Genomic DNA, 25211 nt, shown 5'->3' on the forward strand with positions numbered 1-25211 from the left:
CCGTGCCAGACTCGGGCGGCATGACGGACGACCAGCGCGAACCGGCCTTGACCGTGGGGGCCGAGGACGCCGAGCTCGGCGCGTACCTGGGCGAGCGGCTCGACGCGTACAACCTGGAAGCGACCGGCACCACCCCCGACGACCTGGGCGAGCTGTCCGTGAAGGCCGTGGACGCGGAGGGCGCGCTCGTGGGCGGGCTCACGGCCTCGACCTGGGGCGGGCTGCTCTCCGTCGACATGCTGTGGGTACGGGAGGACAGCCGCCATCACGGCTGGGGCGGCAGGCTCCTGCGCGCCGCCGAGACCGAGGCCCGCAGGCGCGGCTGCGACCGCGCCTGCGTCTCCTCGTACACCTTCCAGGCCCCGGCCTTCTACGAGCGGCACGGCTACGTGGAGAAGGGCCGCGTGCCCGGGGTCCCGGGCGGCGCGGAGGACGTGTACCTGTACAAGGAGCTCTAGGGGGCCGGGGGCCGGACCCCCACCGCCCGCAGGAAGTTGTCCGCGAAGAGTTCCACGGCCTCCTCCGGTGAGGGCAGGGCCGTCGCGGACAGGTGGGCGGCCGCCGGGCGCATGAGGAAGTGGGAGGCCAGGGGGCCGAGCATCTGCTGCACGAGGAGCAGTGGCGGCAGGTCGCGGATGCGGCCGGCGGCGACCTCGGCGGTGAGCCACGTCCCCACGCCCTCGACCATGCGGGAGAAGGCGTGCTGGAAGACGGCCTGGACGGCCGGGTCGTCGGGGCGCGCGAGGGCGTCGGCGAACATGGCGGGCACGACGCGCGGTTCGCGGACGAGGGCCTCGGTCAGCAGCCGGTAGAGCGTGCGGACCGTCTCCTGGAGGTCCTCGCGCGGCGCGGCGAGGACGGCTTCGACGTCCAGGATCGGGCTGTAGCGCTCGTACACGGCGTGCAGCAGGCCGTCCCGGCCGCCGAAGGCCGCGTACAGGCTGTGCACGGAGCACCCGGCGCCGTCGGCCACCCGTTCCAGCGTGGCCGCGACGAGCCCGTGCTCGCTGATGAGGTCGGCGGCGGCGGCCACGGCCCGCTCGCGGACCGGTTTCTGCCCGCCGGGGTCCACTCCGGCGGCGCGCACCGCCTCGTCCAGCGCGCCGCGGGATCCCCCGAGGCGGCGCATCAGGGTGCTCCGGGAGATCCCGGCCTCTTCGGCGACCGCGATCAGGGGGACGTCGGCGACGGGGACGTCCCGGGCGCGCGCGACGCGCAGCGCGGCTCGCACCAGGTCGTCGGGGACGGCGTGCGGGGGCGGATCACTGAGGTTTGACACATGGATAAGTCTACCCTGTAATCGTGTGTCATGCTGGATGTTCCGTCCGGCTGTCCGCCGCCCGGCACGGAGCGGTGCTCTTCCGCGCCCGCTCCCGTCCCGCCGCTCCCATCCCCCGCCCCGTCGAACCGCCCAGTCCGCTCCCGCCGCGAAAGGCGGCCGCCGGACGGACCGGAAAGAGGCCCCCATGTCCCAGCAGCACCCCGCACCCCCGGCGGAAGCCGTGGAAACCGACACCTCCCGCCCCGGCCCGGGCACGCCCCGCAAGCTCGCGGCCGTCCTGCTCGGCCTGACCGCCGTGGTCGTCCTGATGCTCTGCGCCTTCGCCCTGCCCGGCGTCAACGGCGGCCCCCACGAGGTCCCCGTAGGAGTGACCGGCCCGCAGGCCGCCGCCCAGGGCTTCGCGGAGAAGCTCGACGGGCCCGAGTGGGACGTCACCGTCTACGAGGACACCGCCGCCCTCACCACCGCGATCCAGGAGCGCGAGGTGGCGGGCGGCCTGGCCCTCGGCACCGGCGGGATCGACGTCTACACGGCCACCGCCGGAGCCCCCACGGCCACCGCCGCCCTGACCGCCCTGGGCAACGCGGCGGCGGAGCAGCAGCACGTGAAGGCCACCGTCCACGACCTCGTGCCGTTCCCCGAGGACGACGCCCGGGGCGCCGGACTCGCCGCCGCCGGACTGCCGCTGGTCTTCGGCGGGATCTTCCCCGCCGTCGTCCTCACCCGCCTCTTCCCGGGCCACGCGGGCCTGCGCACCCGCTTCACCGGCGTCGTCCTCTTCTCGCTGCTCGCCGGACTCGCCGTCGCCGGATGCCTCCAGTACGGAACGGGGTCGCTGGCCGGGAACTACTGGCTCACCGGCCTCGGTCTCGGCCTCGGCATGGCCGCCCTGTCCATGACCTTCATCGGCCTGGAGGCGCTCGCGGGCTTCGCCGGACTCGGCGCCGGGGCCGCCGTCATGATGCTCCTGGGCAACCCCCTGTCCGGCCTCGGCAGCGGCCCGTACTGGCTCCCCTCCGGCTGGTCCGCCCTCGGCCAGGTCCTGCCGCCCGGCGCCTCCGGCAGCCTGCTCCGCTCCCTCGCCTTCTTCGACGGCACCGGCGCGGCGCTCCCGGCCCTGACCCTCGCCGCCTGGGTCGCCCTCGGCCTCACCCTGCTCCTGATCGCCGACCGCCGGGGCGCGAAGGCCCGGCGCGCCGGGAACACCGTCCTCGACGCGGCGCCGGATTCCCGGACCGTCACGGCCTGACCCTTCGAGCCCGGGACACGGGCTTCCCTCCGAAGCCGGGACGGCCCCTCGGAGGCCCGCTACCGCTTGGGCCGGCGCAGGGTCCTGGCGACGGCGACGGTCGTGTGCCAGTGGAAGCGCAGGGCCAGCAGCCGGACGGACAGGGCCACGAGGAACGCGGCTGCGCCGGTGAGGGTGTTGTACCTGTCGAAGTGGAGCAGGAGCGCGCTGACGGTGGCGCCGATGACGGCGGGGACGGCGTAGAGGTCCTGGTCGGGGCGCAGGACCGGAGGGGGGCGGTTGGCGAGCAGGTCGCGGATGATGCCGCCGCCGATGGCGGTGAGGATGCCCAGCAGGGCGGAGGGGACGGCGGCCAGGCCGTTGCGGTACGCGGTGAGGGTGCCGGTGACGCAGAACAGGGCCAGACCGACGGCGTCGGCGATGTTCAGCGGCCAGTGGGTGAGGCGGGCGGGGGGATCGATGACGAAGACGATCACGGCGGCGGCCAGGGAGACCCACACGTACTGCAGGTCGACGAAGGCGACGGGGACTCCCTTGTCGATGATCACGTCCCGGATGACGCCGCCGCCGAAGGCCGTCGCGAAGGCCAGGACGGTCAGGCCGATGAAGTCGTACCCCTTGCGGACCGCCAGCAGGGCGCCGGAAACGCCGAAGGCGAAGGTGGCCACCAGGTCGGCGACCTGCTGGGCGGTACCGATGACGGCGGCTCCGTCCGGCGACGCGACCTGGACCAGGGCGCTCACCGGCGGCGCTGCGGGGCCGGGCGAGTACGACGACGTGCCGGCTCGGTCATGCTCGGGCTCCTCCTGGATGCCGGTCGGTGGTGTGCCGACGCCGATCCGGGTCCGTTTCCCGCGCCGGCCGGCCGCTCGTCACTCGGCGGGGGTGATCGTGCCGTTCAGGTGGCCGTAGGCGACGTTGCAGTGCAGACGCACGCCTTGCACGAGGGCGTCGTCGTTCACGTAGAAGCGCGGGTTGTGGTTGGGGACGAGGCCGCGCCCGCCGGGGGTGGGCACCAGCGTGCCCTCGTCGGTCAGCTCGCCGTCCTGCGCGCCGAGCATCAGGTACACGCCGCCGTACTTGTTGACGAATTCGGAGACGTCGTCGTAGCCGAGGGTCGGCGGGGTCTCGAAGACCTTCTTGGCGCCGACGACGCTCTTGAGAGTGGGCAGGACCGCGTCGGTCCACTTCTTGAGGTTGTGTACCGCGGGCACGTCCTGGAGGTAGTCCACCTCGGCGGTGCAGTTGTAGGCGGCGGCGGTCTGTTCGGCCAGGGTGGTGAGCCGCTTCTGGATGTCGGCCATGTCCTCCTCGACCGAGCAGCGGATGGTGCCCCACAGGGTGACGGTGCCGGGCACGATGTTGAAGCGGCCGACGTCCTCGATGTGACCGATGGTCACGGTGATCGGGTCGAAGGCGGAGACCTGCCGGTAGAGCTGCCCGACGCCCACCGTGATCGCACCGGCCGCGGGCATGGGGTCGACGCCCATCCACGGGGTGGAGCCGTGGACCTGCTGACCGGTGAGCACGATCTTGATCATGCTGGAGGCGCCGAACTGGTTGCCGACCCGGTAGCCGATGTATCCGCTGGGCAGCGGCCCCAGGTGCATACCGAACGCCATCGTCGGCGCGGGGTCGTGGCACGCCCCTTCGTCGATCATCTGCTTGGCTCCGGAGGACTCTCCGGCCGGCGCGCCTTCCTCGGCGGGCTGGAAGACGAACAGCACGGTGCCGGGCAGCTGCTCGCGGACTCCGGCCAGGACGGTGGCGGCACCCAGCAGCATGGCGGTGTGCCCGTCGTGGCCGCAGGCGTGCGCGACCGGGAACGGACCGCCGGGATAGTCCTGGTCCACCACCGTGGAGGCGAAGCTCTCGCCGCTGTCCTCCTTGACCGGCAGCGCGTCGATGTCGGCGCGCAGCGCGACGACCCGGTCACCGGGCCTGCCGCCCCTGAGGACGCCGACGACACCGTGTCCGGAGATGCCGGTACGGACCTCGTCGAGGTTCAGGGAGGTCAGGTGGTCCGTGATCAGCTCGGCCGTGTTGACCTCGCGGTTGGACAGTTCCGGGTTCTGGTGGAGATGGTGTCGCCACTCGATGACCTGCCGCTCGACCGCCTCGGCCCGTTTGTCGAGCTCTGCGTGGATCGGATCACCGCTCATGTCCCAGCTCCTCGAAGTCGATCCCGCTGACATCCGAACGCTAGGAGCCGCCTCGCCGCACCGCCGCCGCTCGTAGCCCGAACGGGGGACGGTACGGCCAGGGCCGCACCGGGGGATTCGGGTTCCACGGAGCCCGCCGGGCACCCGGAGGGTCCCGGAACGCGGTGGAGACCCTCCTCGAAGGCCGTCGGCCCTCGCTCACCCCTTGCTGACCGCCGCCAGGATCTCCGGCAGCCGGTCCGCCGTGCGCGGGGCCGCCAGTTTGAGGCCCGCCCACACGAGGAGTGCGCCGTAGAGGGCGCCCGCGGGGAGGAGGAGCCAGAGGAGGGAGTGGTGGTCGGTGACGTGGAGGTAGACCGCCGCGCCGATCAGCGGGGCGCACAGCACCGCCGCCGCCACCATGCCGCCGAAGATCGAGATCCAGGCCAGGCCCGCCTGCCCCGGCACCACGTTCTTGTAGCCGCTGTCCTGCGGGATCGAGTACGGGTAGGCCGCCGAGGCCACCGCGCCCGTCGCCAGCATCGCGCCGAGCAGGCCGAACGCCAGGCCGAGCCCCTCCGCGAGGCGCCCCCAGTCACCCAGGACGGCGGCCGTCAGGACCGTCACCAGGACCGTGAACGGCAGCGTGACGGCGAGCAGCGCGAGCATCCGCGCCCGGAGCTCCGCGTACGCGTCGGCCGGCGTCGAGATGGTCTGCGCGACCATCCAGAACGCCGAGGTGTCCTGCCCGAACTGGTTGTACATCAGCATCCCGAGCATCCCCGACGCGAAGCACGCCCAGTAGATCGAGCCCGCGCCCTGGAGCGCGTTGAACACCGGCACGATCAGGCCGAGGGCCAGCGAGGTCACCCACGCCGCCTTCGTCTTCGGGTCCCGCCACACGTACCGCAGGCTGCGCTCCATGACCGCGCCCGTCCGCCCGCCCGGCAGCACTCGGCCGAGGAGGCCCGTGCCGCCGTCCTTCCCCCGGGCGCCCGCCTCCGGGGACGCGCCGATCGTGGAGCCGTCCGGCTCGACCATCAGCCGCACCAGGCTCCGCCGCCACCAGTACAGGAGCCCGGCGAGCCCCGCCGCCGTGATCAGCAGCCGTACCGCCGCCACCGCGTGGTCGCCGTCGCTCGCCGCGTCCACCGCGGCGATCGCGGCGGCGGGCGGCAGCCAGCCGAGGACGGACGCCGCCGGTTCGATCGCGCCCAGCCCGCCGGGCTCGCTGAGCCGCTGCGCCGCGAAGTTCACGACCTGGATGCCGACCGCGATGACCAGACCGCTCAGGAGCGCCAGGTCCCGCCCCTTGCGGGAGGTGAGGAGACGGATGTTGGCCGCGGCCACGGCCCGCGAGAGCGCCACGCACGTGACCGTAGTCAGCGGTACGGCGAGCACGGCGACGACCGTCCCGGCGGCGCCGTGCGCCACGGACAGCGCCGCGCCGAACGCCAGGAACAGCGTCAGTACGGGGCCGATGCCCACGAGCGAGGCCACCAGCAGCGCCCGGACCAGCGGGCGGGGGAGCAGTGGCAGCATCACCAGCCGCGACGGGTCGAGGGTCTCGTCGCCGCCCGGCATGAACAGCGGCATCACCGCCCACGAGAGCGCGACCATCCCGGTCAGGAGGACCGCGACCGTACCGGCGTTGGCGTTCCCCCGGAGGAGGACGAAGGACAGCACCATCCCGGCCGCGAAGAGGGCGCCGAAGACGGCGGAGACGACGTACGCGGCGGTCCGCCCGCCCGACTGCCGCAGCCCGTTGCGCAGCAGCGACAGCTTGAGCCGTACGAACACGGAGGTGAGGGAGGGGGCGGCGGTGGTGGCAGTACTCATCACTGCGCCTCGCCCGTGGAGCCCGTACCCGTGCCCGTACCCGTACCGCTTCCGGCCCCGTTCCCGGCGGCAGCCGTACCGCCCAGCCAGTCCAGCGAGTGCCCCGCCGCCCCGCCCTCGTTCGCGCCCACCAGCTCCAGGAACGCCGCCTGGAGCGAGGGCGCGTCGCCGCGGACCTCGGCCAGCGGGCCCTGGGCCCGGATCCGGCCCGCCGCCATGACGGCGACCCAGTCGCAGAGCGACTCGACCAGTTCCATGACGTGGCTGGAGAAGACGACGGTCGCGCCGGACGCGGTGTACCGCTCCAGGACGCCCCGGATGGTCTGCGCCGAGACCGGGTCGACGCCCTCGAACGGCTCGTCGAGGAAGAGGACCTCGGGATTGTGCAGGAGCGCCGCCGCCAGGCCGATCTTCTTCCGCATCCCGGTCGAGTAGTCCACGACCAGCTTGTGCTGCGCGCCCGTCAGGCCGAGGACGTCGAGGAGCTGCGCGGCGCGCTTGTCGACCTCGGCGCCCGGCAGGCCCCGCAGTCGGCCGGTGTACGCGAGGAGTTCGCGGCCCGAGAGGCGCTCGAAGAGCCGCAGGCCCTCGGGCAGGACGCCGATCCGCGCCTTGACCCGGGCGACCGACTCGGGGCCGGCCCACACGTCGTCCCCGGCGACCAGGATCCGCCCCTGGTCCGGCCGCAGCAGCCCGGTGATCATGGAGAGCGTGGTGGTCTTGCCCGCTCCGTTCGGCCCCACGAGCCCGATGAACCTGCCCGCGGGCAGGACCAGGTCGATCCCGTGCACCGCGATCTGCTGCCCGAAGCGCTTCCACAGCCCCTCGACCCGCACGGCGGGCACGGCCCCGCCCTCCGGCACGCCCTCCGCCTTCTCGAACGCTCCCCCGAATGCCTGGTCGGGCATGATCCGTCAACCCCTAGGTCGTCCCCGTGATTACCCTCATCACCCTAAGCGCCTGTTCCGAGGGGGGACATGACCGTGCACCGGACGGCCCGCGATCCGCGGCGAGAGGTCTTCGACAGCCCGGCCTGGATGGTCCTGAACGTGGTCGGCTGGGGTCTCGCGGCGGGCAGCGGCGGCACCTCGCCCGTCCTGCGGATCGCCGCGGCGGTCCTCCTGACGGCCTGGACGGGCCTGTTGGTACGCCACCTCTGGCGCCGCTCCCGGCGCCGCACGCCCCCCGGGTCCTGAGGATCAGGAGGGCCGGGTGTCAGGAGGCCCGGAGGGTCAGGAAGCCCTGGACGTCCGTGCGTCCGCCGCCTCCCGTCCGCACGCGTACGCGAGGGCGCTGATCAGTTCCTCCGCGTCGGGGAGCCAGCGGTTCGCCGGGGTGGGGCGGCGGGCCCACTGCACGGCGCCCCGGCCGCCGATCCGGGTCGGCGGGGCCGCCACGTAGTACCCCTCGCCGCGTGTGACGAGGTCCAGGGAGGACGGGATCCAGCCCAGCTTGCGGACCAGGTCCGTGACCTTGGCGGCGGCGCCCGGCAGGACGAAGAAGTACATCCGGCGGTCCGGGGAGCAGGTCACCGGGCCGAGCGTCAGCTCCATCCGCTCCATGCGCGCGAGCGCGAGGAAGCCGGCCGACTCGGAGACCTCGATCGCGTCGAAGGTGCGGCCGGTCGGCAGCAGGATCGAGGACCTCGGCTGCTTCGACCACATCCGGCGGGCGCCGACCCCGCTGCCGGTCGCCTGCGTCGACCAGTCGGGCCGGGACGCGTGGGCGCCCGGCAGCGCGCAGTCGTCCGCGCCGCAGGAGCAGCGCTCCCGGCCCTCGGCGGCTTCCAGCCAGGTCCCGGGAAACACGTCCCAGTGCCGCTCTTCCGCGTACCGCACGGCGCTGTCCAGCAGCTGCTCGTTCCGCTGCTCGGGGACCCGCGCGGCCTCCGTGACTCCGATGGTCTCTTCCACGGTGAGCACAACTCCCGGCGTCACCGGGGGTTACGGGCGGGGCGGAGAAGCGGGGTGACGCAACGATTCCGCACGCGGGGCGCACCGGTGCACGGACGGGGGCGCGCGGAGGGCCGGGGCGCGGGGGCGGGTACGCACAGGTGGGGGCACCGGCGGGTCTCGCGGCCGACGTGTCCGGTTTCGCGTGTTCGCATCGGCATTGACCGGATATTCGCCGGGCAGTGATCCCTTCCCAGTGATCACCCGCACGGCTTCAGGGGGTACTTCATGGCAGCCAGGCCACTCGTTCCGCGTCAGGTCAACGAACGGCTCCGGGCACTCATCCAGGAGGCGGCCTGTTCCAACGCCGGCCTCGCCCGCAGGGTCAACACGGTCGGCGCGGAGCGCGGCCTCGACCTGCGCTACGACAAGACGTCCGTGGCGCGCTGGCTGCGCGGGCAGCAGCCGCGCGGCCGGGCGCCCGGGATCATCGCGGAGGCGCTGAGCCGCAAGCTGGGCCGCACGGTCACGATCGACGAGGTCGGCATGGCCAACGGCCGGAACCTCGCGGCCGGGGTCGGCCTCCAGTTCGCGCCGACCGTCCCCGGGGCGATCGAGCAGGTCTGCGAGCTGTGGCGCAGCGACGTGGGGCGCCGGGAGTTCCTGTCGGGCTCCACGGTGGCGGCCTCCGCGCTCGTCGAGCCCAGCCGGGACTGGCTGATCACGGTGCCGGACGCGCACGTGGCCCGGATGGCGGGGGCCCGCGTCGGGGTCGCGGACGTGGCCGCCGTGCGGGAGATGACGGCCGCGCTCGTCGACCTCGACCGGCGGTTCGGCAGCGGGCACGTGCGCCCGGTGGTGGTGCACTACCTGGACAGCGTGGTGGCGGGGATGCTGTCCGGCTCGTACCGGGAGGCGGTCGGCAGACAGCTGTTCGCGGCGGCCGCCCGACTGACCGAGCTCGCCGGGTACATGGCGGTGGACACCGGCGAACCGGGCCTGGCCCAGCGGTACTACATCCAGGCGCTGCGGCTCGCGCAGGCGGCCGGGGACCGGGGCTACGGCGGCTACGTGCTGGCCGCCTCGATGAGCCACCTGGCCGCGCAGCTCGGAAACCCCCGGGAGATCGCCCAGTTGGCGCGGGCGGCGCAGGAGGGCACGCGCGGGAAGGTGCCGCCGAGGGCGGAGTCGATGTTCCTCGCGGCCGAGGCGCGCGGGCACGCCCTGATGGGCGACGTCCGCGCCTTCGAGGAGGCGGCGGGCGGCGCCGTGCGGGCCCTGGAGGGGGCGGACCCGGAGGCGGGCGACGAGCCCGCGTGGATCACCCACTTCGACCACGCGTACCTGGCGGACGAACTGGCCCACTGCTACCGGGACCTGGGCCGCGCGGAGGCGGCGGCGCGGGCGGCGGAGGAGTCGCTCGCCGGACACCCGGAGACGCGCGCGCGGCGCCGGGCGATCGGCCTCGCCCTGCTCGCGGCGGCGCGGATCCAGCAGCGGGAGGTCGAGCAGGCCTGCCGCACGGGGACGGAGGCGCTCGAACTCCTGGGCACCCTGCGGTCGTCGCGCGGCATGGAGTATCTGGAGGACCTGAGGGACCGCCTGGAGCCGTTCTCGGGGGAGCCCGCGGTACGGGAGTTCGCGGTGCGGATGGAGTTGTACGCGGCCTAGGGCGGCCGGTGGGAGACCGGTGGGGACCGGTGGGAGACCGGTGGGGACGGGCGGCGGCCCGGGTTCCGTGAACCAGTTCTGTAACCGGCCTCACACGTGTGTGCGGAGCCCCGGGCCCACCCGGTAGCGTGAACCGACGATTCCGTAGGTCCATCAGTAGGAGTCCCGGTGACGCAGAACGGACAGGGTCCGGAGCCGCAGTACCCGGCGGTGCCCCCCGCGCACGACGGTGCCCACGGGGGAGCGCGGTCGTGGGACGGCGGCTGGGCCCCCGCCGGCGGTCAGCCGGGCGGACAGCCGCTGCCGCCCGCGCAGCCGCTGCCCCCGGAGGCGGCACCGGGCGCCGCCGACATGCAGTCCACGCAGTACCTGGCGCCGATACCCCCGCAGCCCGGGTACGGCTACCCGGGCCCGGGGCCCGCCGCCGACCTGCAGGCGACCCAGCACATCGCCCCGGTGCCGGGCGCGATGCCGCCGGTCCGGGCGCAGGAGCCGGGGTACGGCTACCCGCCGCCGGCCCAGGCCTCCCAGCCGGGCTACGGCTACCCGCCGCCCCAGGCGCAGTCCCAGCAGCCCGGCTACGGCTATCCGCACCCGGCCGCCCCCGCCTCCGACCTGCAGGCCACGCAGCACATCGCGCCGGTGCCGCCGCAGCAGGGCGGCGGGGACTCGACCCAGTTCCTCGGCACGGGACCGCTGCCGCACCAGGGCCAGGGCGCCCCGGGACAGGCCGGGGCCTCCGACGCCACCCAGTACATCGCCCCCGTGCCCCCGGCCGCGCCCGGCGAGCGCCAGCCGCCCGCCGAGTTCGACAGCCTCTTCCGTACGGAGGCCCCCCGCGCGCCGCAGCAGCCGCAGCCCCAGCAGGGCTACCGGCCGCCGCCCCCGGCCCCCGCCCCGTACCAGCAGCACCAGCAGCACCAGCCGCCACAGCCCCCTCAGCAGGGGTACGGCCACCAGGACGCCTACTACGACGACGACGAGCCCGCGCCGCGCCGCAAGTCGCCGGTCGCCCTGATCGCCGCCGTCGTCGTCGGCTGCGCGGTCGTTGGCCTCGGCGCCGGAGCCCTGCTCAGCGGCGGCGACGACGAGAAGGAACCGGAGAAGAGCGGCTCGACCGTGGCGGCGACCTCCTCCGCTCCCCCCGCCGGGCAGCCGGCGGAGAAGCCCGCCGACCCGGCGGAGCCGCAGGCGCAGGAGCTGAGCAAGCTCCTCGCGACCAGCAGCGACAGCCGGGACACCGTGATCAGCTCGGTCGAGTCCATCAAGCAGTGCAAGAACCTGGACAAGGCGGCCTCCGACCTGCGGGGCGCCGCCGAGCAGCGCCGGGGCCTGATCACCAAGCTCCAGTCGCTGTCGGTCGACAAGGTCCCGAGCAATGACCGGCTGACCGCCGCGCTCACCGAGGCCTGGAAGGCCTCCGCGTCCGCCGACGACCACTACGCCGCCTGGGCCGACCAGGTGAAGGCGAAGAACGGCTGCAAGGACGGCAAGGCCCGCTCGACGAACCACCTGGCCGCGGCCAACAAGGAGAGCGGAACCGCCACCAAGGCCAAGAAGAAGGCGGCCGGGCTGTGGAACCCGACCGCCGAGAAGTACGGACTGGAGAAGCGCGCCTACACCCAACTCTGAGCCCTGCACCCAGCTCTGAGCCCTCTGCACCCGGCTCCGGGGCCTGCGCTCGGCTCTGAGCCCCGCACCCGTCCCCGGGGCCTCAGGAGACGCTCAGGAGCGTCTTGCCGACGTCGACGAAGCCCGGCTTCTGCGCCACGAGGCGTCCCTGCCGGACCACTTGGAACGTCACCTGGTGGTTGACGATCCGGGGGAAGCCGGAGGCGCCGAGCAGGTCGGTGTACTTCCAGCGCAGGCCGGGGGTGAGACCGCCGGTGTCGATCCGCTCGCCCCGGTCGAGGGCGTGGGCGATCTGCGTGGCCGTGATCCGGTCCCGGTCCAGGGCCTCCACGACCTCCTTGAGGACCGTGTAGGCGATCCAGGTGGTCTGGACGCCCGTGTCGGCCGGGTCGACCCGGTTGTCGACGAACGCGTACCGCTGGATGACCTCGCGCATCGGCGCCCAGCTCTTGTCGCTCGCCTCCGGGTACCAGCCGGTGACGAACGCGCCCTCGAAGGGGCTGCGGGCGCCGCCGGTGCGGTCGATCACCGGCTGGTCGACGCTGCCGAGGACCGAGGAGATGCGGACGCCTCCGCCCTTGCCGTCCCCGCTCCGGCCCTTCCGCCCGCGCTCCTCGGGCAGGCGCCGGAAGGAGTCGAAGAAGGTCTGGGTGCGCTCGCCGAGCACGGCGGTCACACAGCCCTCCCCGCCCTTCGCCCCGGACCGGGCCCGGTCGGCCTGCCGGGTGTACTCGGCGGCGTCCTCGGCGGCCGGGATGTCGACGGCGCCGCCGTGCTTCGCCCCGCGCAGGCCGGAGTCGAGGAGGGCGGGCAGCCGGTCCCCGCCGACGGTGTCCGGCCGGACGAGCGCGACCTTCTCGCAGACGCCGGCGAGCTGCATCCCGTGTCCGGCGACGAGCGAGGCCTGCCCGCCGTTGACCGGGTACGAGAGCGGGCTGGTGAACTCGTCCTCCGTGACGCCGTAGCCGCCGATGTACGGGATGCCGGCCGCTTCGAGGGAGTTCATGAAGACGCGCCCGTGCTGGCTGTACGAGCCGACGACGGCGACCGCCTTCTCGTCGATCGCCCGGCGGGCGCAGTCGGCGGCGCCCTCGGAGGTGTTGCGCTCGTTGCAGGTGAGGACGCGCAGCTCGTGCCCGTCGATGCCGCCTCGGGAGTTGACCCAGCGGGCGAAGGCCTGCGCCATGGCGGGCATCCCGGGCATGTTGGTCGCCCTGGTCCGGTCGGGTGCCCAGGTCATCACGGTGAGGGGTTCCCGGGAGCCCCCCGTGGCCCCGGGGATCACACCGCATCCGGTGAGCAGCGACGCACCGGCCGCCGTGGCCGTGACGTACGCGAGGAGTGAGGTCAGTCGCCTGCCGGTCATGGACACGCACATTTCCTCCCCGGGGGTAACGCGGGAGTGAGCGCGGGTCGACGGTGGGTGACGGGAGGGTGAATTGCGGGGGCCGGCCGGGGGCGGGTCCGCCCGCCCGCCGGGGGAACGTACGATCGAAACGTGTCCAGTCCCGCCATCGACCCCGCCACCGCCCCCGGCCCGGCCCCGGCCCCCGGCCCGGCCGCCGATCCGTTCACCGGTCCGGTCTCCGCTTCCGGGAACCCTTCCCGTCGCGGCCGTCGCTCCTCCACCATGGGCGACATGCCGCTCAACGACATGCCGTGGTGGCGCTGGCGCAGCAACGTGCGCTCGGCGCTGCACATGCTCTCCGACCCCGCGTTCCACGAGACGACCTGGCTGGCCGGCCGGGAGGGGTACGGCGACGTCACCGACGCCGTCTACCGCCTGGTCGAGGACACCTGGCTCGACAGCTGGTCCGCCGAGAAGTACGTCGGCGCGATCTTCCGGGACTCCGGCGAGGCCGCCCTCGTCGACGTCGCCGTCCTGCGGGTGCTGCGCATCCTGCACCAGGTCGGACCCGACGCGCCCGTCTCCGCCTACCTGGAGCACCAGGGCTGGCCGGAGGCCGTACGGGCCGCCCGCGAGGCCCACGTGCGGCTCGCGCTCGCCGACGGCGAGGACCCCGACGCGCCCCCGCGCTCCCTCGACCTGCTCCGTATCATGACGCGGTCCTGAACCGGTCCGCCTGACGGACGGTGCGTCTCGCCCCCGGCCGGGTGTGGCAGGCTGACGGGATGACCGACCAGTACGTCCTCACCCTTTCGTGCCCCGACAAGCAGGGCATCGTGCACGCCGTGTCGAGCTACCTCTTCATCACGGGATGCAACATCGAGGACAGCCAGCAGTTCGGGGACCGGGACACCGGGCTCTTCTTCATGCGGGTCCACTTCTCGGCCGAGGCGCCCGTCCACGTGGAGAAGCTGCGGGCGAGCTTCGCGGCGGTCGGCGACGCCTTCGGCATGGAGTGGCGGATCGACCGGGCCGACCAGCGGATGCGGGTCGTGCTCATGGTCTCCAAGTTCGGTCACTGCCTGAACGACCTGCTGTTCCGCTCCAGCATCGGGGCGCTCCCGGTGGAGATCGTGGCCGTGGTCTCCAACCACACGGACTTCCAGGAGCTCGTCGGCTCGTACGGGCTGCCGTTCCGGCACATCCCCGTCACCCGGGACACCAAGGCCGAGGCGGAGGCGAAGCTGCTCGACCTCGTGCGCGAGGAGGACGTCGAACTGGTCGTCCTCGCCCGCTACATGCAGGTCCTCTCCGACGACCTCTGCAAGCAGCTCTCCGGCCGGATCATCAACATCCACCACTCCTTCCTGCCGAGCTTCAAGGGCGCCAAGCCCTACCACCAGGCGCACGCCCGGGGCGTGAAGCTGATCGGCGCGACCGCCCACTACGTGACGGCGGACCTCGACGAGGGCCCGATCATCGAGCAGGAGGTCGAGCGCGTCGGCCACGAGGTGACCCCGGACCAGCTCGTCGCCATCGGCCGCGACGTCGAGTGCCAGGCCCTCGCCCGCGCGGTGAAGTGGCACGCCGAGCACCGCATCCTGCTCAACGGCAGCCGTACGGTCGTCTTCGCGTAGCCCTCACAGGCGGCTGAGCGACGCCGCCGCGGCCAGGACGTCCCGGATCGCCTCGCGGTCCCCGTCCTGGCCCGCCGCCGCTTCCTCCGGCGAGACGCGGCCCGCCACGAGCCGGCAGAACTCGACGCCCTCCATCGCGACCTGCGCCACCGCCCGGTCCGGGTCGCCGACCGCGGCCGGGGAGTCCAGGGCGATGTACCAGTGGCCGCCGCCCGCGCCTTCGACCTCCAGGTGCAGCGAGCGGCCCGGCGCGCCCGCCGCGACGAGCTGCCGGGCGGGCGCGGCGAGACCGGTGCGGCGGCGCCCGGCCAGGGCCGCCGGGAGCAGCCGCGTCGCCAGGTCGATCATCTCGTGCAGATGCGCGCCGCAGGGCGGTTCGTACGGGTACGCCACCGCGTGCGCGATGTCGTCCGCGTGCAGCCAGCACTCGAAGGCCCGCTCCAGGAGCGAGTCCCGCAGCGGCAGCGCGAAGTCCTTGTAGGTGACGGTGAGGTCGGCCACCCCGCGCCCGGCGAAGGAGACCGTGCGGATCAGGGTGTGGCTCTGGTCCCGCCAGGGCTCCCGCAGCGCCCGGCCCGGCGGCCGCTCCAGGGCCGACCAGAACGCCTCGGTCCGCTCGGACGGCGACAGCTCGGGCGTCCCGGCGCCCAGCGGGTCGTCGAGTCCGAGGGCGCCCGCCACCAGGCCGTCCACGGCGAGGAGATGGCCGATGACCCCGGCGACGGTGGCCTTGCGGCGGACCGGCCGGTCCTTCTCGTACCACTTGAGCCGCACCGGCGCGTGCCACTCGGACGCGCCGATGTCCCGGAGCAGCGCGTCGAGCCGGGCGGTCTCCGCGTCGTACGGCGTGACCCAGTCGGGGACCGGGATGCGGGCGGGACGGCGGCCCAGACAGCTCTCCAGGACCCGCGAGCGCAGCAGCGGATCGAGGTCCAGGTCGCGGTCCCGGTGGAGCAGGGAGACGGCGTCGCGCAGCCGCAGCGCCTCGTCGGCGCACGGGCCGCACTCGGTGAGGTGCGCCTCGACGGCCGCGGTCTCCCCGGCCGAACACGCGGAGAGCGCCCAGGCCCCGAGCAGGGACTTGAGCACTCCGTGGGTGAGGACGGGCACGTCCGGTTCCACCACCGGTTCCGCCTCCTCCCCGTCCGGTTCCGGCCTTCCCGTCAGGTCCGCGTGGTCGTCCGCCGACCGGCGGGGCCCGGGTATCCAGGGGGCGCGCGCGACGCCGTCCGCGCCGTCGTCCGCCCGGGTCACAGGGCCCGTCCGTGGCCGGGCGGCGAGGTCCCTCCGAGCGGGCGGGTGTGCGCCGTGGAGAGCAGCTGGAGGCCGAGCCGGAGGCGCCGGCGCGCCTCGTCCTCGGTGACCCCGAGGTCGGCGGCGGTCTGCCGGTAGTCCCGCCGCTGGAAGTGGGCGAGTTCGAGCGCGGCCCGCAGCGGAGCGGGCATCGACGTCACGATGTAGTCGGCGCGGGCCGCGATCGAGGCCCGGCGGACCTTCTGCTCCAGCTCCTCGGCGGAGCCGACCCCCGTCTCCGCGTACGCCGTGACCTCCGCCTGCCGCAGCCGGTGCACGGCCTGCCGCTGGGTGAGCCGGGCCACCCACGCGCGCATGTTCCCCTGCCGGGGGTCGTACGCGTCGGGGTTCTCCCAGATGTAGCCGAAGACCTCGCGGGTGATCTGGTCGGCCGCCGCGTCGTCGTCGAGGACCCGGTGGGCCAGGCTGTGCACCAGCGAGGCGAACCGGTCGTAGAGCTCCCCGAGCGCGGCGGCCTCGCCGCGCGCCAGCCGCTGCTGCATCCTGCGGTCCCAGCGCGGTGGTGTGTCCTTCGCCATCCGACCCTCCCCGCGTGCCGACCCTCCGCTTCCCCTCCAACGTAGTGCGCCGTGCCGACGGCGCACCCCCGTTTGCCGCAAGTGCGCCCTTGACGCGCCTCCGGATGGTAAGGAAAGAGTCATCCCCGTCTCCGGTGGTTTCACCGGCCGGGGGTGGGGAATGCGGCGTTCCGTGGCGACGATCGAGGTCGACGAGGACGAGCACGGCCCCTGGACGGTGTTCCGCGTCCAGGGGGAACTGGACCTGGTCACCTCCCCCCGGATACGCCGCCGCGTCCACGCGGCGGTCGCGGGCGGCCGCCACGACCTGGTGATGGACCTGTCCGGCGTGCGGTTCTGCGACTCCAGCGGCGTCGGCGTCCTCGTCGCGTCCCGCCGACTGCTCCGCTCCTGCGGCGGCCGGCTCCGCCTGATCCTCCCGGACGCCGGGGACGGTCACGTGGCCAAGGTGCTCGCCGCGCTCGGCGTCCGGCGCCTCTTCGAGGTGTACGAGGACGTGGACGGCGCGCTCGCCGGACCCGCGCGCTGAGCCCGCCGCGCGTCACGGAACGTCGAGACCGGGTCGTGTCCTTCCGAGGGGCCGTCACGGCCCGGAGTCGGCCTCCGGCTCCGGTACGCTCCGTGGGATGCGAGTGCACGTTGACCCGGATCGTCCCGGTGTCGCCCCTGCGGTGACTCCGCGCCCCGGAATGCGCCCCGCTCGCGCCCCGGGAGGGCGCTCCGCGCGCTCCTGTTCGACTCCCCGCAGCGCGCGTCGCACAGTATGGACCACGCGTACTCCTTCGCGCTGGAATATGCCCGAAGCGCTTGTTGCGGTGACTGTACGTCAACCATGCTGTCTCGCAAGGGAATCACGTTCCGTAAGGGCGTCGATGGCTGTGAGGCGCGAGGCGATGTGTCCGCCGGTTCGGATGGTGTGAACGGTGCAGGTGCTTCAGGTTCAGTTGGAGGTCGGGCCGGACCCGGCGGAGGTGGGGCGGGCCCGGAGGTGGGCGCGGTCGCGGCTCGCTGGTTCGGGCATAGGGGCGGACGAGCCGCTGGCGGAGACGCTGGTGCTGATCATCTCCGAGCTCGTGACCAACGCCGTGGTGCACACGGGCTGCCCGGCCGTGCTGCGGATGCTGTTCGCGGCGGAGGGCGGGGTGCGGGTCGAGGTGGCCGACACCAGCGACTGCCCGCCGAGGCCCCGGCGCGCGGAGGGCGACGACACCAACGGGCGCGGCCTGGAGCTGGTGGACGGCCTCGCGGACCGGTGGGGCTGGCAGCCCGAGGGCGTCGGCAAGAGCATCTGGTGCGAGGTGGACCGGGCTCCGGTCGTGCCCGCGCCGGTGGTGGCGCCGGGGGCCCCGGTGTCGCCCGGCCGGGTGCCCTGTTGACGGTTCGTGCCGTTTTGCCCACCCTGGGGTGAGCGATTCGTGGCGAGGGGAGTCGAGGGCCGTGCGCCCCGGGCCCGTTCGGGCCCGAGGTGCCGGACGGCCCTCGGCAGGTGCGGGTCGCGGCCGGGTGGCGGCGGGTCCGTACCGTGCTCGGGGCGCGTGCGAGCGCGCCGCCGCCCGGACGCCGGGCCTTGAACGCCGGGCTTTGCAAAGGGCGGTCGTTCAGCCCTGCACCGTGAGCCGCGCGTCCTGCGCGCCCGTGACGCGGAACGTGCGCCGGTACGAGGTGGGGGTCACCCCGATCGCGCTCATCAGGTGCGTCCGCAGCGACTGGGCCGTGCCGAAGCCGGCGTCCCGCGCGACCCGGTCGACGGGGAGGTCGGTCGACTCCAGGAGGTGCCGGGCGCGTTCGACGCGCTGCCGGACGAGCCACTGCCCGGGGCTGACGCCGACCTCGTCGCGGAACCGGCGGGTGAACGTCCGTACGCTCATCGCCTCCTTCTCCGCCAGGTCCCGCAGCTGGAGCGGCTCGTGGAGGTGGGCGAGCGCCCAGGCGCGTGCCGCGGTCGTGGTGTGCGTCCCGTCCTGCGGGAGCGGCCGCGCGACGTACTGGGCCTGGCCGCCGTCCCGGTGCGGCGGCACGACCGTCCTGCGGGCCACCTCGTTGGCGACGCCCGTCCCGTGGTCCCGGCGCACCAGGTGCAGGCACAGGTCGATCCCGGCGGCCACCCCCGCCGAGGTCAGGACGTCGCCGTCGTCGACGAAGAGGACGTCCGCGTCGACCCGCACCTTCGGGAAGAGCCGCTGGAAGTGCTCGGCGGAGGACCAGTGGGTGGTGGCCGGGCGCCCGTCGAGGAAGCCCGCGGCGGCGAGCACGTACCCGCCGGTGCAGATGGAGACCAGCCGGGTGCCGGGCCGGATGTGCGCGAGGGCGGCGGCCAGGTCGGCGGGCAGCCTGCCCTCCTCGTAGACCGGGCCGAGCTCGTACGAGGCGGGGACCACGACCGTGTCGGCGGTGGCGAGGGCCTCCGGGCCGTGCTCGACCTGGACGGCGAAGTCGGCGTCGGTGCGGACCGGGCCCGCGGCCGTCGCGCAGGTGACGATCTCGTACAGGCGCCGCCCCGCCGAGTCCCGGGCGAGGCCGAAGATGCGGTGCGGGATGCCCAGTTCGAAGGGGAGGAGGCCGGGCAGGGCGAGGACGGCGACGCGGTGCGGCGGCGATGACGGCGACACGGGCGGTCTCCCTGCTGAAGGCGGCGGCGGTGAAAATCAGTGGTGGTCCAGACCAGTTTCCGGTAGCTGTTCTGGACCGTGACGGACAACACGTACAAGACCGAAGCCCTCGAACGGATTCCCGTCCCGGACCGGCCGCCCGCCCTCTGGAACCGTAACTTCCGGCTCTTCTTCGTCGCCCGGGGGGCCGCCGTCTTCGGCGAGGGCATGGTCCCCGTCGCCTACGCCGCCGGGCTCCTCGGCGCGGGCCACCCCGGCTCCGCCGTCGGCTACGCGCTCGGCGGCTGGACCGCCGCCTTCGCGCTCTTCGTGCTCTTCGGCGGCGTCCTGGCCGACCGGTTCACCGCCCGGCGCATGATGATCCTCGCGGACCTGCTGCGGCTGCCCGGCGCCGCCGTCCTCGCCGTCACCTTCGCGCTCGGCAGTCCACCCCTGTGGGTGGTGTACGTCCTCTCCGTCACCGGTGGCGTCGGCGCCGCCCTCTTCCAGCCGGGCGTCGCCTCCACGATCCCGCGCATCGCCCCCGACGTGCAGCGCGCCAACGCCGTCCTGCGGGTCGTCGAGGCCTTGACGACCATGGCGGGACCGGCCGCCGCCGGTCTCCTCGTCGCCGTCTGGAACGCGGGCGCGGCCTTCGCCGTCAACGGCGCCACCTTCGCGGTCAGCGCCCTCTGCCTCGCCCTGATGCGGCTCGCCCCGCTCCCCTCCGACACGATGGAGCGCGACTCCCTGCGCGCCGAACTCGTCGGCGGCTGGCGCGAGTTCCGCTCCCGCAGCTGGCTCTGGGGGGTCATCTCCATCTGGACGGTGTACGGCCTGACGGTCGCCGGGCCCATGGTGCCGCTCACCGCGAGCCTGGTCACCGGGGACCACGGCCCGGCCGCGTACGGCGTGCTCATGGCCGTCAACGGGGCGGGGAGCGCGGCCGGCGGGCTGCTCGCCCTCCGGCTGCGCCCCGGCCGCCCCCTGGCGTGGGGCGCGGTCGCCCTCCTCGGCCTCCCGGTGAACCTCGCGCTCCTCGGCCTGGGCGCGCCCGTGGAGCTGCTCGGCGCGGGCCAGTTCATCGGCGGGGCGGCCTTCGCGTACTGGCTGGTGATGTGGTCCACCGCCGTCCAGACGCACGTGCCGCAGGAGGCGCTGAACCGGATGCACGCGTACGACGTGGCCGGATCGCTCCTCATGATGGGCGTCGGCCGCACCCTGTCGGGCCCGGTCGCGGCGGCGGTCGGCACGGAACACGTCCTCCTCGCGGGCGCGGGCATCGCCGTCCTCGTGGTGGCCGCGCTCCTCGCCGTGCGCCCGATCAGGACGCTGCCGAGGGCGTGAGGCGGGCGGGGGTGGCGGCCGCGAGGAGTGCGGCGAACAGGAGGGGCGCGACCGCCTGGTAGCCGATCCAGACCTCACCCCCGGCGGTGCCGCCCCGCGCCGCCACCAGGAGGCCGGCGAGGGTCGCGAGCGCCCAGCCGGCGTCGTAACCGACCATCAGGCGGACGTGGGTGCGGGCCGGGCGCACGCGCGCGTACGCGAGTTCGGCCCCGCCGCAGGCGAGGACCGCCGCGCCGGAGACGACGAGCAGCCAGAGCGGCACGCCGAGCGGCCGGGAGAGCGGGGCGGCGGCGAGGGCGAGGGCGGCGCCGAGCAGCACCTTGAAGACGCCGTCGGCGACGATGCCGACGGCGACGGGCCCGGTGGCCCCGGCATGACGGTCCATGGGGTTCCTCCTCGTACGGACGTCCTCTTTCTCGTAACTCGATTACTGTAATAATGAATTTATGCGAATGACGAGGGCCGAGACGAAGGAACGCAACCGGCGGGCCCTGCTGGACGCGGCGTTCCACGTGGTCTCCCGGGACGGGCACCGGGCCGCGCTGGCCGAGATCACCGAGCGGGCCGGGCTGACCACCGGCGCCGTCTACTCGCTCTTCGGCAGCAAGAACGGCCTGGTCGTCGCGGTGCTGACCGACCGTCTGGAGCCGCACTACGAGGAGATCGAACGGGCGGTGCCCGCCGGAGCGGACCTGCTCGGAGCGGTCGACGCGCTCGCCCGCCACCAGTGGCGCGACTGCGACGGCCCCGGCGCCCGCGCCGCCGTCGCGCTCCAGATCACCCTGCTCGACATGGCCCTGCGCGACCCGGAGCTGGGCGAGCGGTTCGCCGCGTCCGTCCGGGCGGGTGAGGAGCGCCTGGTCGGGCTGCTCGCCGGGCGGGCCCACCGGGGCGGCACGGTCGGACCGGAGCGGGCGCGGCGCCTCGCGGTCGCGCTCCGGGCCCTGTTCGTCGGCCTCGGCCAGGGCGTCGCCCTCGGCCTCGCGGCGGACGCGGACGAGGAGCACTGGGCGGAGGCGGCACGGGCCCTGGCGGACGGCACGCACGACTGAGCCGCCCCCGGCCGCGCGATGGCCCGATCCGTTGGAAAGCTGTCGTCCGGGCCAATGGCAGGGGGACGGGAGCGGCCGGGATGCTCGGTGGCATGGCTCAGACAACCGAGACCCCCGCCCGCACGCCCGGGGACGGACCGGTCCGCACCCCCCGCGTCCACCGCGCCTGGTTCGTCGCGGCGGTCGCCTTCGTCACGATCATCGGGTCGGCGGCCTTCGCCTCCCTGCCCGGCCTCCTGATCGAGCCGCTCCACGCCGAACTGCACTGGTCGCGCGGCACGATCGGCTTCGCGGTCTCGGTGAACCTCGCGCTCTACGGCCTGACCGCCCCCTTCGCCGCCGCGCTCATGGACCGCTTCGGCATCCGCCGGGTCGTCGCCGTCGCCCTGTCCGTCATCGCGCTCGGCTCGCTCCTCACCGTGTGGATGACCGCCGCCTGGCAGCTCGTCCTCTACTGGGGGATCCTCGTCGGCCTCGGCAGCGGCTCGATGGCCCTCGCCTTCGCCGCGACCGTCACCAACCGCTGGTTCGTCGCCCGCCGGGGCCTGGTGACCGGCCTCCTCACCGCCGCCGGGGCCTCGGGCCAGCTGATCTTCCTGCCGCTGCTGTCCTGGCTGGTCGAGCGGCACGGCTGGCGGCCCGCCTCCGTGACCGTGGCCCTCGCCGCGCTCGCCGTCGTCCCGTTCGTCTGGCTGCTGCTCCGCGACCACCCGGCGGACGTCCGGCTCGCCCCGTACGGCGGGGAGTACGAGGAGAAGCCCGCCCCCGTCACGGGCGCCGCCCGCCGGGCCGTCACCGTCCTGTTCAAGGCGGCCCGCACCGGCCCCTTCTGGCTCCTCGCCGGCTCCTTCGCGATCTGCGGCGCCTCCACCAACGGCCTGATCCGCACCCACTTCGTGCCCGCCGCCCACGACCACGGGATGCCGATCACGGCGGCGGCCGGACTCCTCGCCGTCATCGGCGTCTTCGACGTCGTCGGGACGGTCGCCTCCGGCTGGTTCACCGACCGCTTCTCCGCCCGCCGCCTCCTCGCGGTCTACTACGCGCTGCGCGGGATCTCGCTCTGCTTCCTGCCGATCCTGCTCGCGCCGTCCGTGCACCCGCCGATGCTGTTCTTCATCGTCTTCTACGGCCTGGACTGGGTGGCCACCGTCCCGCCCACGATGGCCCTGTGCCGCGAGCACTTCGGCGCGGACTCCGCGATCGTCTTCGGCTGGGTCCTCGCCTCCCACCAGGTCGGCGCGGCCGTCGTCGCCTTCGCGGGCGGCCTGGCCCGGGACGTCTTCGGCACCTACGACGTCGTCTGGTACGCCTCGGGCGCGCTGTGCGCGGCGGCGGCCCTGATGGCCCTGGTCATCCGCGGGCCCCGGCCGGAGGCGGTGCTTCCGGCGGGAGCATGATGTCCCCGGGGGGTGATCGCGGATGAGCGGTCCCGACACCGGGCGCACGCACGCCCGGATGCTGAGGGTCTCGACGCCGGCGCTGCTGCTGGAGGGCGGACTGGCCCTGGCGGTGGCGGTGGTGACCGGCCGGGACGGCGAGCCGGAGGCCTGGGAGTACGGCGGGGGCGGACTCTTCCTGGCGACGCTCCCGTGCGCGGTGGCGGCCTGGTTCCTGGCGGCGGTCGTGCTGTCGGCGGCCCTCGTCCTGCCGGTGGTCCTGCTCGGCGAGGACCTCGGGCGCAGGCTCGGCGGCCGCCCGCTGTGGTGGCACCTGGCGCTCGCGGCCCTCGCCGGAGCCCTGCTCGCCCCGTTCGCGGGCGTACGGGGGTGGCTCGTGGCCTGGGCGGCCCTGGCCGGGGCGGCGCTGCTCACCCGCCCGGCCCGGCAGGGCTACTTCGTCTCGCTCCTGGTGTGGGGCGCGCTCGCGGTGGTGGCCGTCTTCATGGCGGGCGGGATCCTCCTCTACGCGACGGAGTGACGTCCGGGCGGACCGGGCGGTGCCGGGCGGACCGGGCGGTGCCGGGCGGACCGGGCGGTGCCGGAGCGCTCAGGCGCAGACGCGCTTGGGGGCGTCCGCACCCGGCCGGGCGCGGAACCTCACCTCGTGTCCGGCGTCGTCGGTGAAGACGGCCTCCGTCCCGGACGTCAGGGTCATCGTGCCGCGCTGGACGGGGTTGCCCCAGCCCTCGGGCGGGTTCCCCGAGCCGTCGGAGAGCGGGGTCTCCGCCTCGAAGTACGTCGAGCCGATGCGGGCCTCGTCGATCCCGCAGTGCGTGTACAGCTCGTAGGGGATCGACCGGCCGACGCTCGGGCTGCCGGTGTTCACCGGGTCCGTGGCCGCGCTCCCGTTCCCGTCGGCCGGGGCGCAGCCCGCGAGCGCTCCGATGGCCACGGTGAGGGCGAGGAGGACCTGTCCGGCTCTTCGTGTCATGGCCTTCGGACGCGCGGACCGGGAGGACGGTTCCCCCGGGCGTCGCGCCCTCAGCCGCTCCTCAGCCGGTCTTCCGCCGGGCGGCCCGGCGCGCGACGGCCCGCGCGATCTTCTCCGCGTCGATGGCCAGCTCCCGGAACATGCCGCTGATCGGGTTCGTGAAGCCCGTGAAGTACAGGCCCGGGGCCTCGCGGGGGCAGCGGGCCCCGTGGACCACCGGGCGGCCCCGCTCGTCGAGGACGCCCAGGTCGCCCACGAGGGGCTCCAGGGCGCGGCGGTAGCCGGTCGCGGCGATCACCGCGTCCGGGGCGATCCGGGTGCCGTCCGCGAGGAGCACCTCGCCGCCCGCGAAGCCCTCGACGGCCGCGACGACCTCGACCTTCCCGGCCCGCACGGCCGCGACCAGGCCCACGTCCTGCACCGGGATCGCCCCCTGCCGCTGGCGGGTGGCGAGGCCGGTGTCCGGCCGGGGCAGACCGTGCGCCGTGAGGTCGGGCGCGGCGAAGCGGGCCATGGCCGCGCCCAGCCGGTCGACCACGGGCACCGGCAGCCGCCGCACCAGGATGCCGGTGCGCTGGGCCGGCCAGCCGGCCGTCGTGCGCCGCACGATGTGCGGGACCGTCCGCACCGCGAGCCGCACCCGCTTCGCGCCGCCGTCGGCGAGGTCGGCCGCGATCTCGGCGCCGGTGTTCCCGGCGCCGACGACCAGGACGTCCTTGCCCGCGTACGGCTCCGGATTCCGGTACGCGCGCGCGTGGCTCAGCTCGCCCTCGTACGCGTCGAGGCCCGGCCAGTCGGGCAGGCTCGGGGTGTGGTTGAAGCCGGTGGCCACGACGACCGCGCTGCCGACGAGCCGCCGCCCGCCGGTCGCGTGCAGGACCCACTCCTCGCCGGAGCGCTCGACGCCGAAGACCTCGACGCCCGTCACGACCTCCAGCTCGTGCTTCTCCGCGTACTTCTCCAGGTAGCGGACCACGTCGGCGCGGGCGACCCAGCGGCCGAACGAGCGGGGCATCTTCAGGCCCGGGAGCGCGGAGAGCCGCCGGGTGGTGTGCAGCCGCAGCCGGTCGTAGTGGGCGCGCCAGGAGGCGCCGACGGCGTCGGACTTCTCCAGGACGACCGCCCGGACGCCCCGCCCGCGCAGGGCGGCGGCGACCGCGAGCCCGCCGGGGCCGCCGCCTATGACGTAGACGGGGTGGGCGGGGTGGGCGGACGGTTCATGGGGGGTGGTGACCATGAATGCTGAGCGTAATGACGTGTACACGTAGTGGGTCTCGACCGGGCGGGGTTTCGGTTGCGAATCGGTATACACGCGCCTGATGTACGCG

Annotated in this window: 26 protein-coding genes; 13 read left to right on the plus strand and 13 right to left on the minus strand. The window is 74.4% G+C overall.

Annotated elements, in window-relative coordinates:
- Positions 1-20 precede the first annotated feature (20 nt).
- Entirely contained in the window at positions 21-458 is a 438-nt protein-coding gene (locus ACIQVI_RS13780; RefSeq protein ID WP_403595057.1) for a GNAT family N-acetyltransferase, read from the plus strand.
- On the opposite strand, the gene ACIQVI_RS13785 is transcribed toward ACIQVI_RS13780, so the two are convergent.
- Positions 455-1279: a TetR/AcrR family transcriptional regulator gene (locus ACIQVI_RS13785; RefSeq protein WP_403595060.1), complete on the minus strand. Its 825-nt coding sequence runs from the start codon at positions 1277-1279 to the stop codon at positions 455-457. The genes ACIQVI_RS13780 and ACIQVI_RS13785 overlap by 4 nt on opposite strands.
- 187 nt (positions 1280-1466) lie before the next feature.
- On the opposite strand from ACIQVI_RS13785, the gene ACIQVI_RS13790 reads away from it, so the two are divergent.
- Positions 1467-2531: a hypothetical protein gene (locus ACIQVI_RS13790; RefSeq protein ID WP_403595063.1), complete on the plus strand. Its 1065-nt coding sequence runs from the start codon at positions 1467-1469 to the stop codon at positions 2529-2531.
- A 59-nt stretch (positions 2532-2590) separates the two neighbouring features.
- Here the strand turns inward: ACIQVI_RS13790 and ACIQVI_RS13795 are convergent, their stop codons facing one another.
- The 4 genes from ACIQVI_RS13795 to ACIQVI_RS13810 form a co-directional block, all read right to left on the minus strand.
- A complete protein-coding gene (locus ACIQVI_RS13795) occupies positions 2591-3274 on the minus strand; it encodes a trimeric intracellular cation channel family protein (protein ID WP_403595066.1) in 684 nt (227 codons plus the stop codon).
- Between the two features lie 129 nt (positions 3275-3403).
- Complete coding sequence (locus ACIQVI_RS13800; protein ID WP_403595069.1) at positions 3404-4693, minus strand: M20 family metallopeptidase; 1290 nt, start codon at positions 4691-4693, stop codon at positions 3404-3406.
- A 198-nt stretch (positions 4694-4891) separates the two neighbouring features.
- Positions 4892-6511: a transporter gene (locus ACIQVI_RS13805; RefSeq protein ID WP_403595072.1), complete on the minus strand. Its 1620-nt coding sequence runs from the start codon at positions 6509-6511 to the stop codon at positions 4892-4894.
- A complete protein-coding gene (locus ACIQVI_RS13810; protein ID WP_403595075.1) occupies positions 6511-7419 on the minus strand; it encodes an ABC transporter ATP-binding protein in 909 nt (302 codons plus the stop codon). The genes ACIQVI_RS13805 and ACIQVI_RS13810 overlap by 1 nt, the downstream gene beginning before the upstream one ends.
- 69 nt (positions 7420-7488) lie before the next feature.
- Here ACIQVI_RS13810 and ACIQVI_RS13815 point away from each other — a divergent pair, with 69 nt between their 5' ends.
- Positions 7489-7707, plus strand: a complete 219-nt coding sequence (locus tag ACIQVI_RS13815) for a hypothetical protein (RefSeq protein ID WP_403595078.1) — start codon at positions 7489-7491, stop codon at positions 7705-7707.
- Between the two features lie 36 nt (positions 7708-7743).
- Here ACIQVI_RS13815 and ACIQVI_RS13820 read toward each other — a convergent pair whose 3' ends face one another.
- A complete protein-coding gene (locus ACIQVI_RS13820; protein WP_121828293.1) occupies positions 7744-8433 on the minus strand; it encodes a bifunctional DNA primase/polymerase in 690 nt (229 codons plus the stop codon).
- Positions 8434-8691: 258 nt separating this feature from the next.
- Between ACIQVI_RS13820 and ACIQVI_RS13825 the strand changes: the two genes are divergently transcribed.
- Positions 8692-10074: a transcriptional regulator gene (locus ACIQVI_RS13825; RefSeq protein ID WP_403595081.1), complete on the plus strand. Its 1383-nt coding sequence runs from the start codon at positions 8692-8694 to the stop codon at positions 10072-10074.
- 168 nt (positions 10075-10242) lie between these two features.
- Positions 10243-11706 (plus strand): hypothetical protein, encoded by a 1464-nt coding sequence (locus tag ACIQVI_RS13830; RefSeq protein WP_403595084.1) that lies wholly within the window; start codon positions 10243-10245, stop codon positions 11704-11706.
- An 82-nt stretch (positions 11707-11788) separates the two neighbouring features.
- Here ACIQVI_RS13830 and ACIQVI_RS13835 read toward each other — a convergent pair whose 3' ends face one another.
- Complete coding sequence (locus tag ACIQVI_RS13835; RefSeq protein WP_403595087.1) at positions 11789-13072, minus strand: ABC transporter substrate-binding protein; 1284 nt, start codon at positions 13070-13072, stop codon at positions 11789-11791.
- A gap of 264 nt (positions 13073-13336) precedes the next feature.
- On the opposite strand from ACIQVI_RS13835, the gene ACIQVI_RS13840 reads away from it, so the two are divergent.
- Together ACIQVI_RS13840 and purU are read left to right on the plus strand one after the other, a co-directional pair.
- Positions 13337-13780, plus strand: coding sequence for a hypothetical protein (locus ACIQVI_RS13840; protein ID WP_161371524.1), 444 nt, complete (start codon positions 13337-13339; stop codon positions 13778-13780).
- Between the two features lie 59 nt (positions 13781-13839).
- A complete protein-coding gene (purU, locus tag ACIQVI_RS13845) occupies positions 13840-14691 on the plus strand; it encodes a formyltetrahydrofolate deformylase (protein ID WP_351969033.1) in 852 nt (283 codons plus the stop codon).
- A 3-nt stretch (positions 14692-14694) separates the two neighbouring features.
- On the opposite strand, the gene ACIQVI_RS13850 is transcribed toward purU, so the two are convergent.
- Together ACIQVI_RS13850 and ACIQVI_RS13855 are read right to left on the minus strand one after the other, a co-directional pair.
- Positions 14695-15945, minus strand: a complete 1251-nt coding sequence (locus ACIQVI_RS13850) for a maleylpyruvate isomerase N-terminal domain-containing protein (RefSeq protein WP_351969032.1) — start codon at positions 15943-15945, stop codon at positions 14695-14697.
- Complete coding sequence (locus tag ACIQVI_RS13855) at positions 15942-16523, minus strand: sigma-70 family RNA polymerase sigma factor (protein ID WP_351969031.1); 582 nt, start codon at positions 16521-16523, stop codon at positions 15942-15944. Before ACIQVI_RS13855 ends, ACIQVI_RS13850 begins: the two co-directional genes overlap by 4 nt.
- Before the next feature lie 160 nt (positions 16524-16683).
- Here ACIQVI_RS13855 and ACIQVI_RS13860 point away from each other — a divergent pair, with 160 nt between their 5' ends.
- Together ACIQVI_RS13860 and ACIQVI_RS13865 are read left to right on the plus strand one after the other, a co-directional pair.
- A complete protein-coding gene (locus ACIQVI_RS13860; protein WP_121831031.1) occupies positions 16684-17052 on the plus strand; it encodes an STAS domain-containing protein in 369 nt (122 codons plus the stop codon).
- Between the two features lie 394 nt (positions 17053-17446).
- Positions 17447-17899 (plus strand): ATP-binding protein, encoded by a 453-nt coding sequence (locus ACIQVI_RS13865; RefSeq protein ID WP_403595093.1) that lies wholly within the window; start codon positions 17447-17449, stop codon positions 17897-17899.
- Positions 17900-18121: 222 nt separating this feature from the next.
- Here ACIQVI_RS13865 and ACIQVI_RS13870 read toward each other — a convergent pair whose 3' ends face one another.
- Entirely contained in the window at positions 18122-19132 is a 1011-nt protein-coding gene (locus tag ACIQVI_RS13870; protein WP_403595096.1) for a GlxA family transcriptional regulator, read from the minus strand.
- A gap of 78 nt (positions 19133-19210) precedes the next feature.
- On the opposite strand from ACIQVI_RS13870, the gene ACIQVI_RS13875 reads away from it, so the two are divergent.
- On the plus strand, positions 19211-20458 hold the full coding sequence (locus tag ACIQVI_RS13875) for an MFS transporter (protein ID WP_403595099.1): 1248 nt from the start codon (positions 19211-19213) through the stop codon (positions 20456-20458).
- Here the strand turns inward: ACIQVI_RS13875 and ACIQVI_RS13880 are convergent.
- Positions 20436-20843, minus strand: a complete 408-nt coding sequence (locus ACIQVI_RS13880; RefSeq protein ID WP_403595102.1) for a hypothetical protein — start codon at positions 20841-20843, stop codon at positions 20436-20438. The genes ACIQVI_RS13875 and ACIQVI_RS13880 overlap by 23 nt on opposite strands.
- A 67-nt stretch (positions 20844-20910) precedes the next feature.
- On the opposite strand from ACIQVI_RS13880, the gene ACIQVI_RS13885 reads away from it, so the two are divergent.
- From ACIQVI_RS13885 to ACIQVI_RS13895, 3 genes are all read left to right on the plus strand, one after another.
- Positions 20911-21510, plus strand: coding sequence for a TetR/AcrR family transcriptional regulator (locus ACIQVI_RS13885; protein WP_403596832.1), 600 nt, complete (start codon positions 20911-20913; stop codon positions 21508-21510).
- A gap of 92 nt (positions 21511-21602) precedes the next feature.
- The gene (locus ACIQVI_RS13890) at positions 21603-22910 is read left to right on the plus strand and encodes an MFS transporter (RefSeq protein WP_351969409.1); all 1308 of its coding nucleotides are present in this window, start codon (positions 21603-21605) and stop codon (positions 22908-22910) included.
- A gap of 22 nt (positions 22911-22932) precedes the next feature.
- The gene (locus ACIQVI_RS13895) at positions 22933-23430 is read left to right on the plus strand and encodes a hypothetical protein (RefSeq protein ID WP_403595106.1); all 498 of its coding nucleotides are present in this window, start codon (positions 22933-22935) and stop codon (positions 23428-23430) included.
- 69 nt (positions 23431-23499) lie between these two features.
- On the opposite strand, the gene ACIQVI_RS13900 is transcribed toward ACIQVI_RS13895, so the two are convergent.
- Complete coding sequence (locus ACIQVI_RS13900) at positions 23500-23883, minus strand: hypothetical protein (protein WP_403595109.1); 384 nt, start codon at positions 23881-23883, stop codon at positions 23500-23502.
- Between the two features lie 61 nt (positions 23884-23944).
- Positions 23945-25120 (minus strand): flavin-containing monooxygenase, encoded by a 1176-nt coding sequence (locus ACIQVI_RS13905; protein WP_403595111.1) that lies wholly within the window; start codon positions 25118-25120, stop codon positions 23945-23947.
- Positions 25121-25211: the final 91 nt, after the last annotated feature.

Source organism: Streptomyces sp. NPDC098101 (assembly GCF_044760185.1).
Taxonomy (GTDB): domain Bacteria; phylum Actinomycetota; class Actinomycetes; order Streptomycetales; family Streptomycetaceae; genus Streptomyces.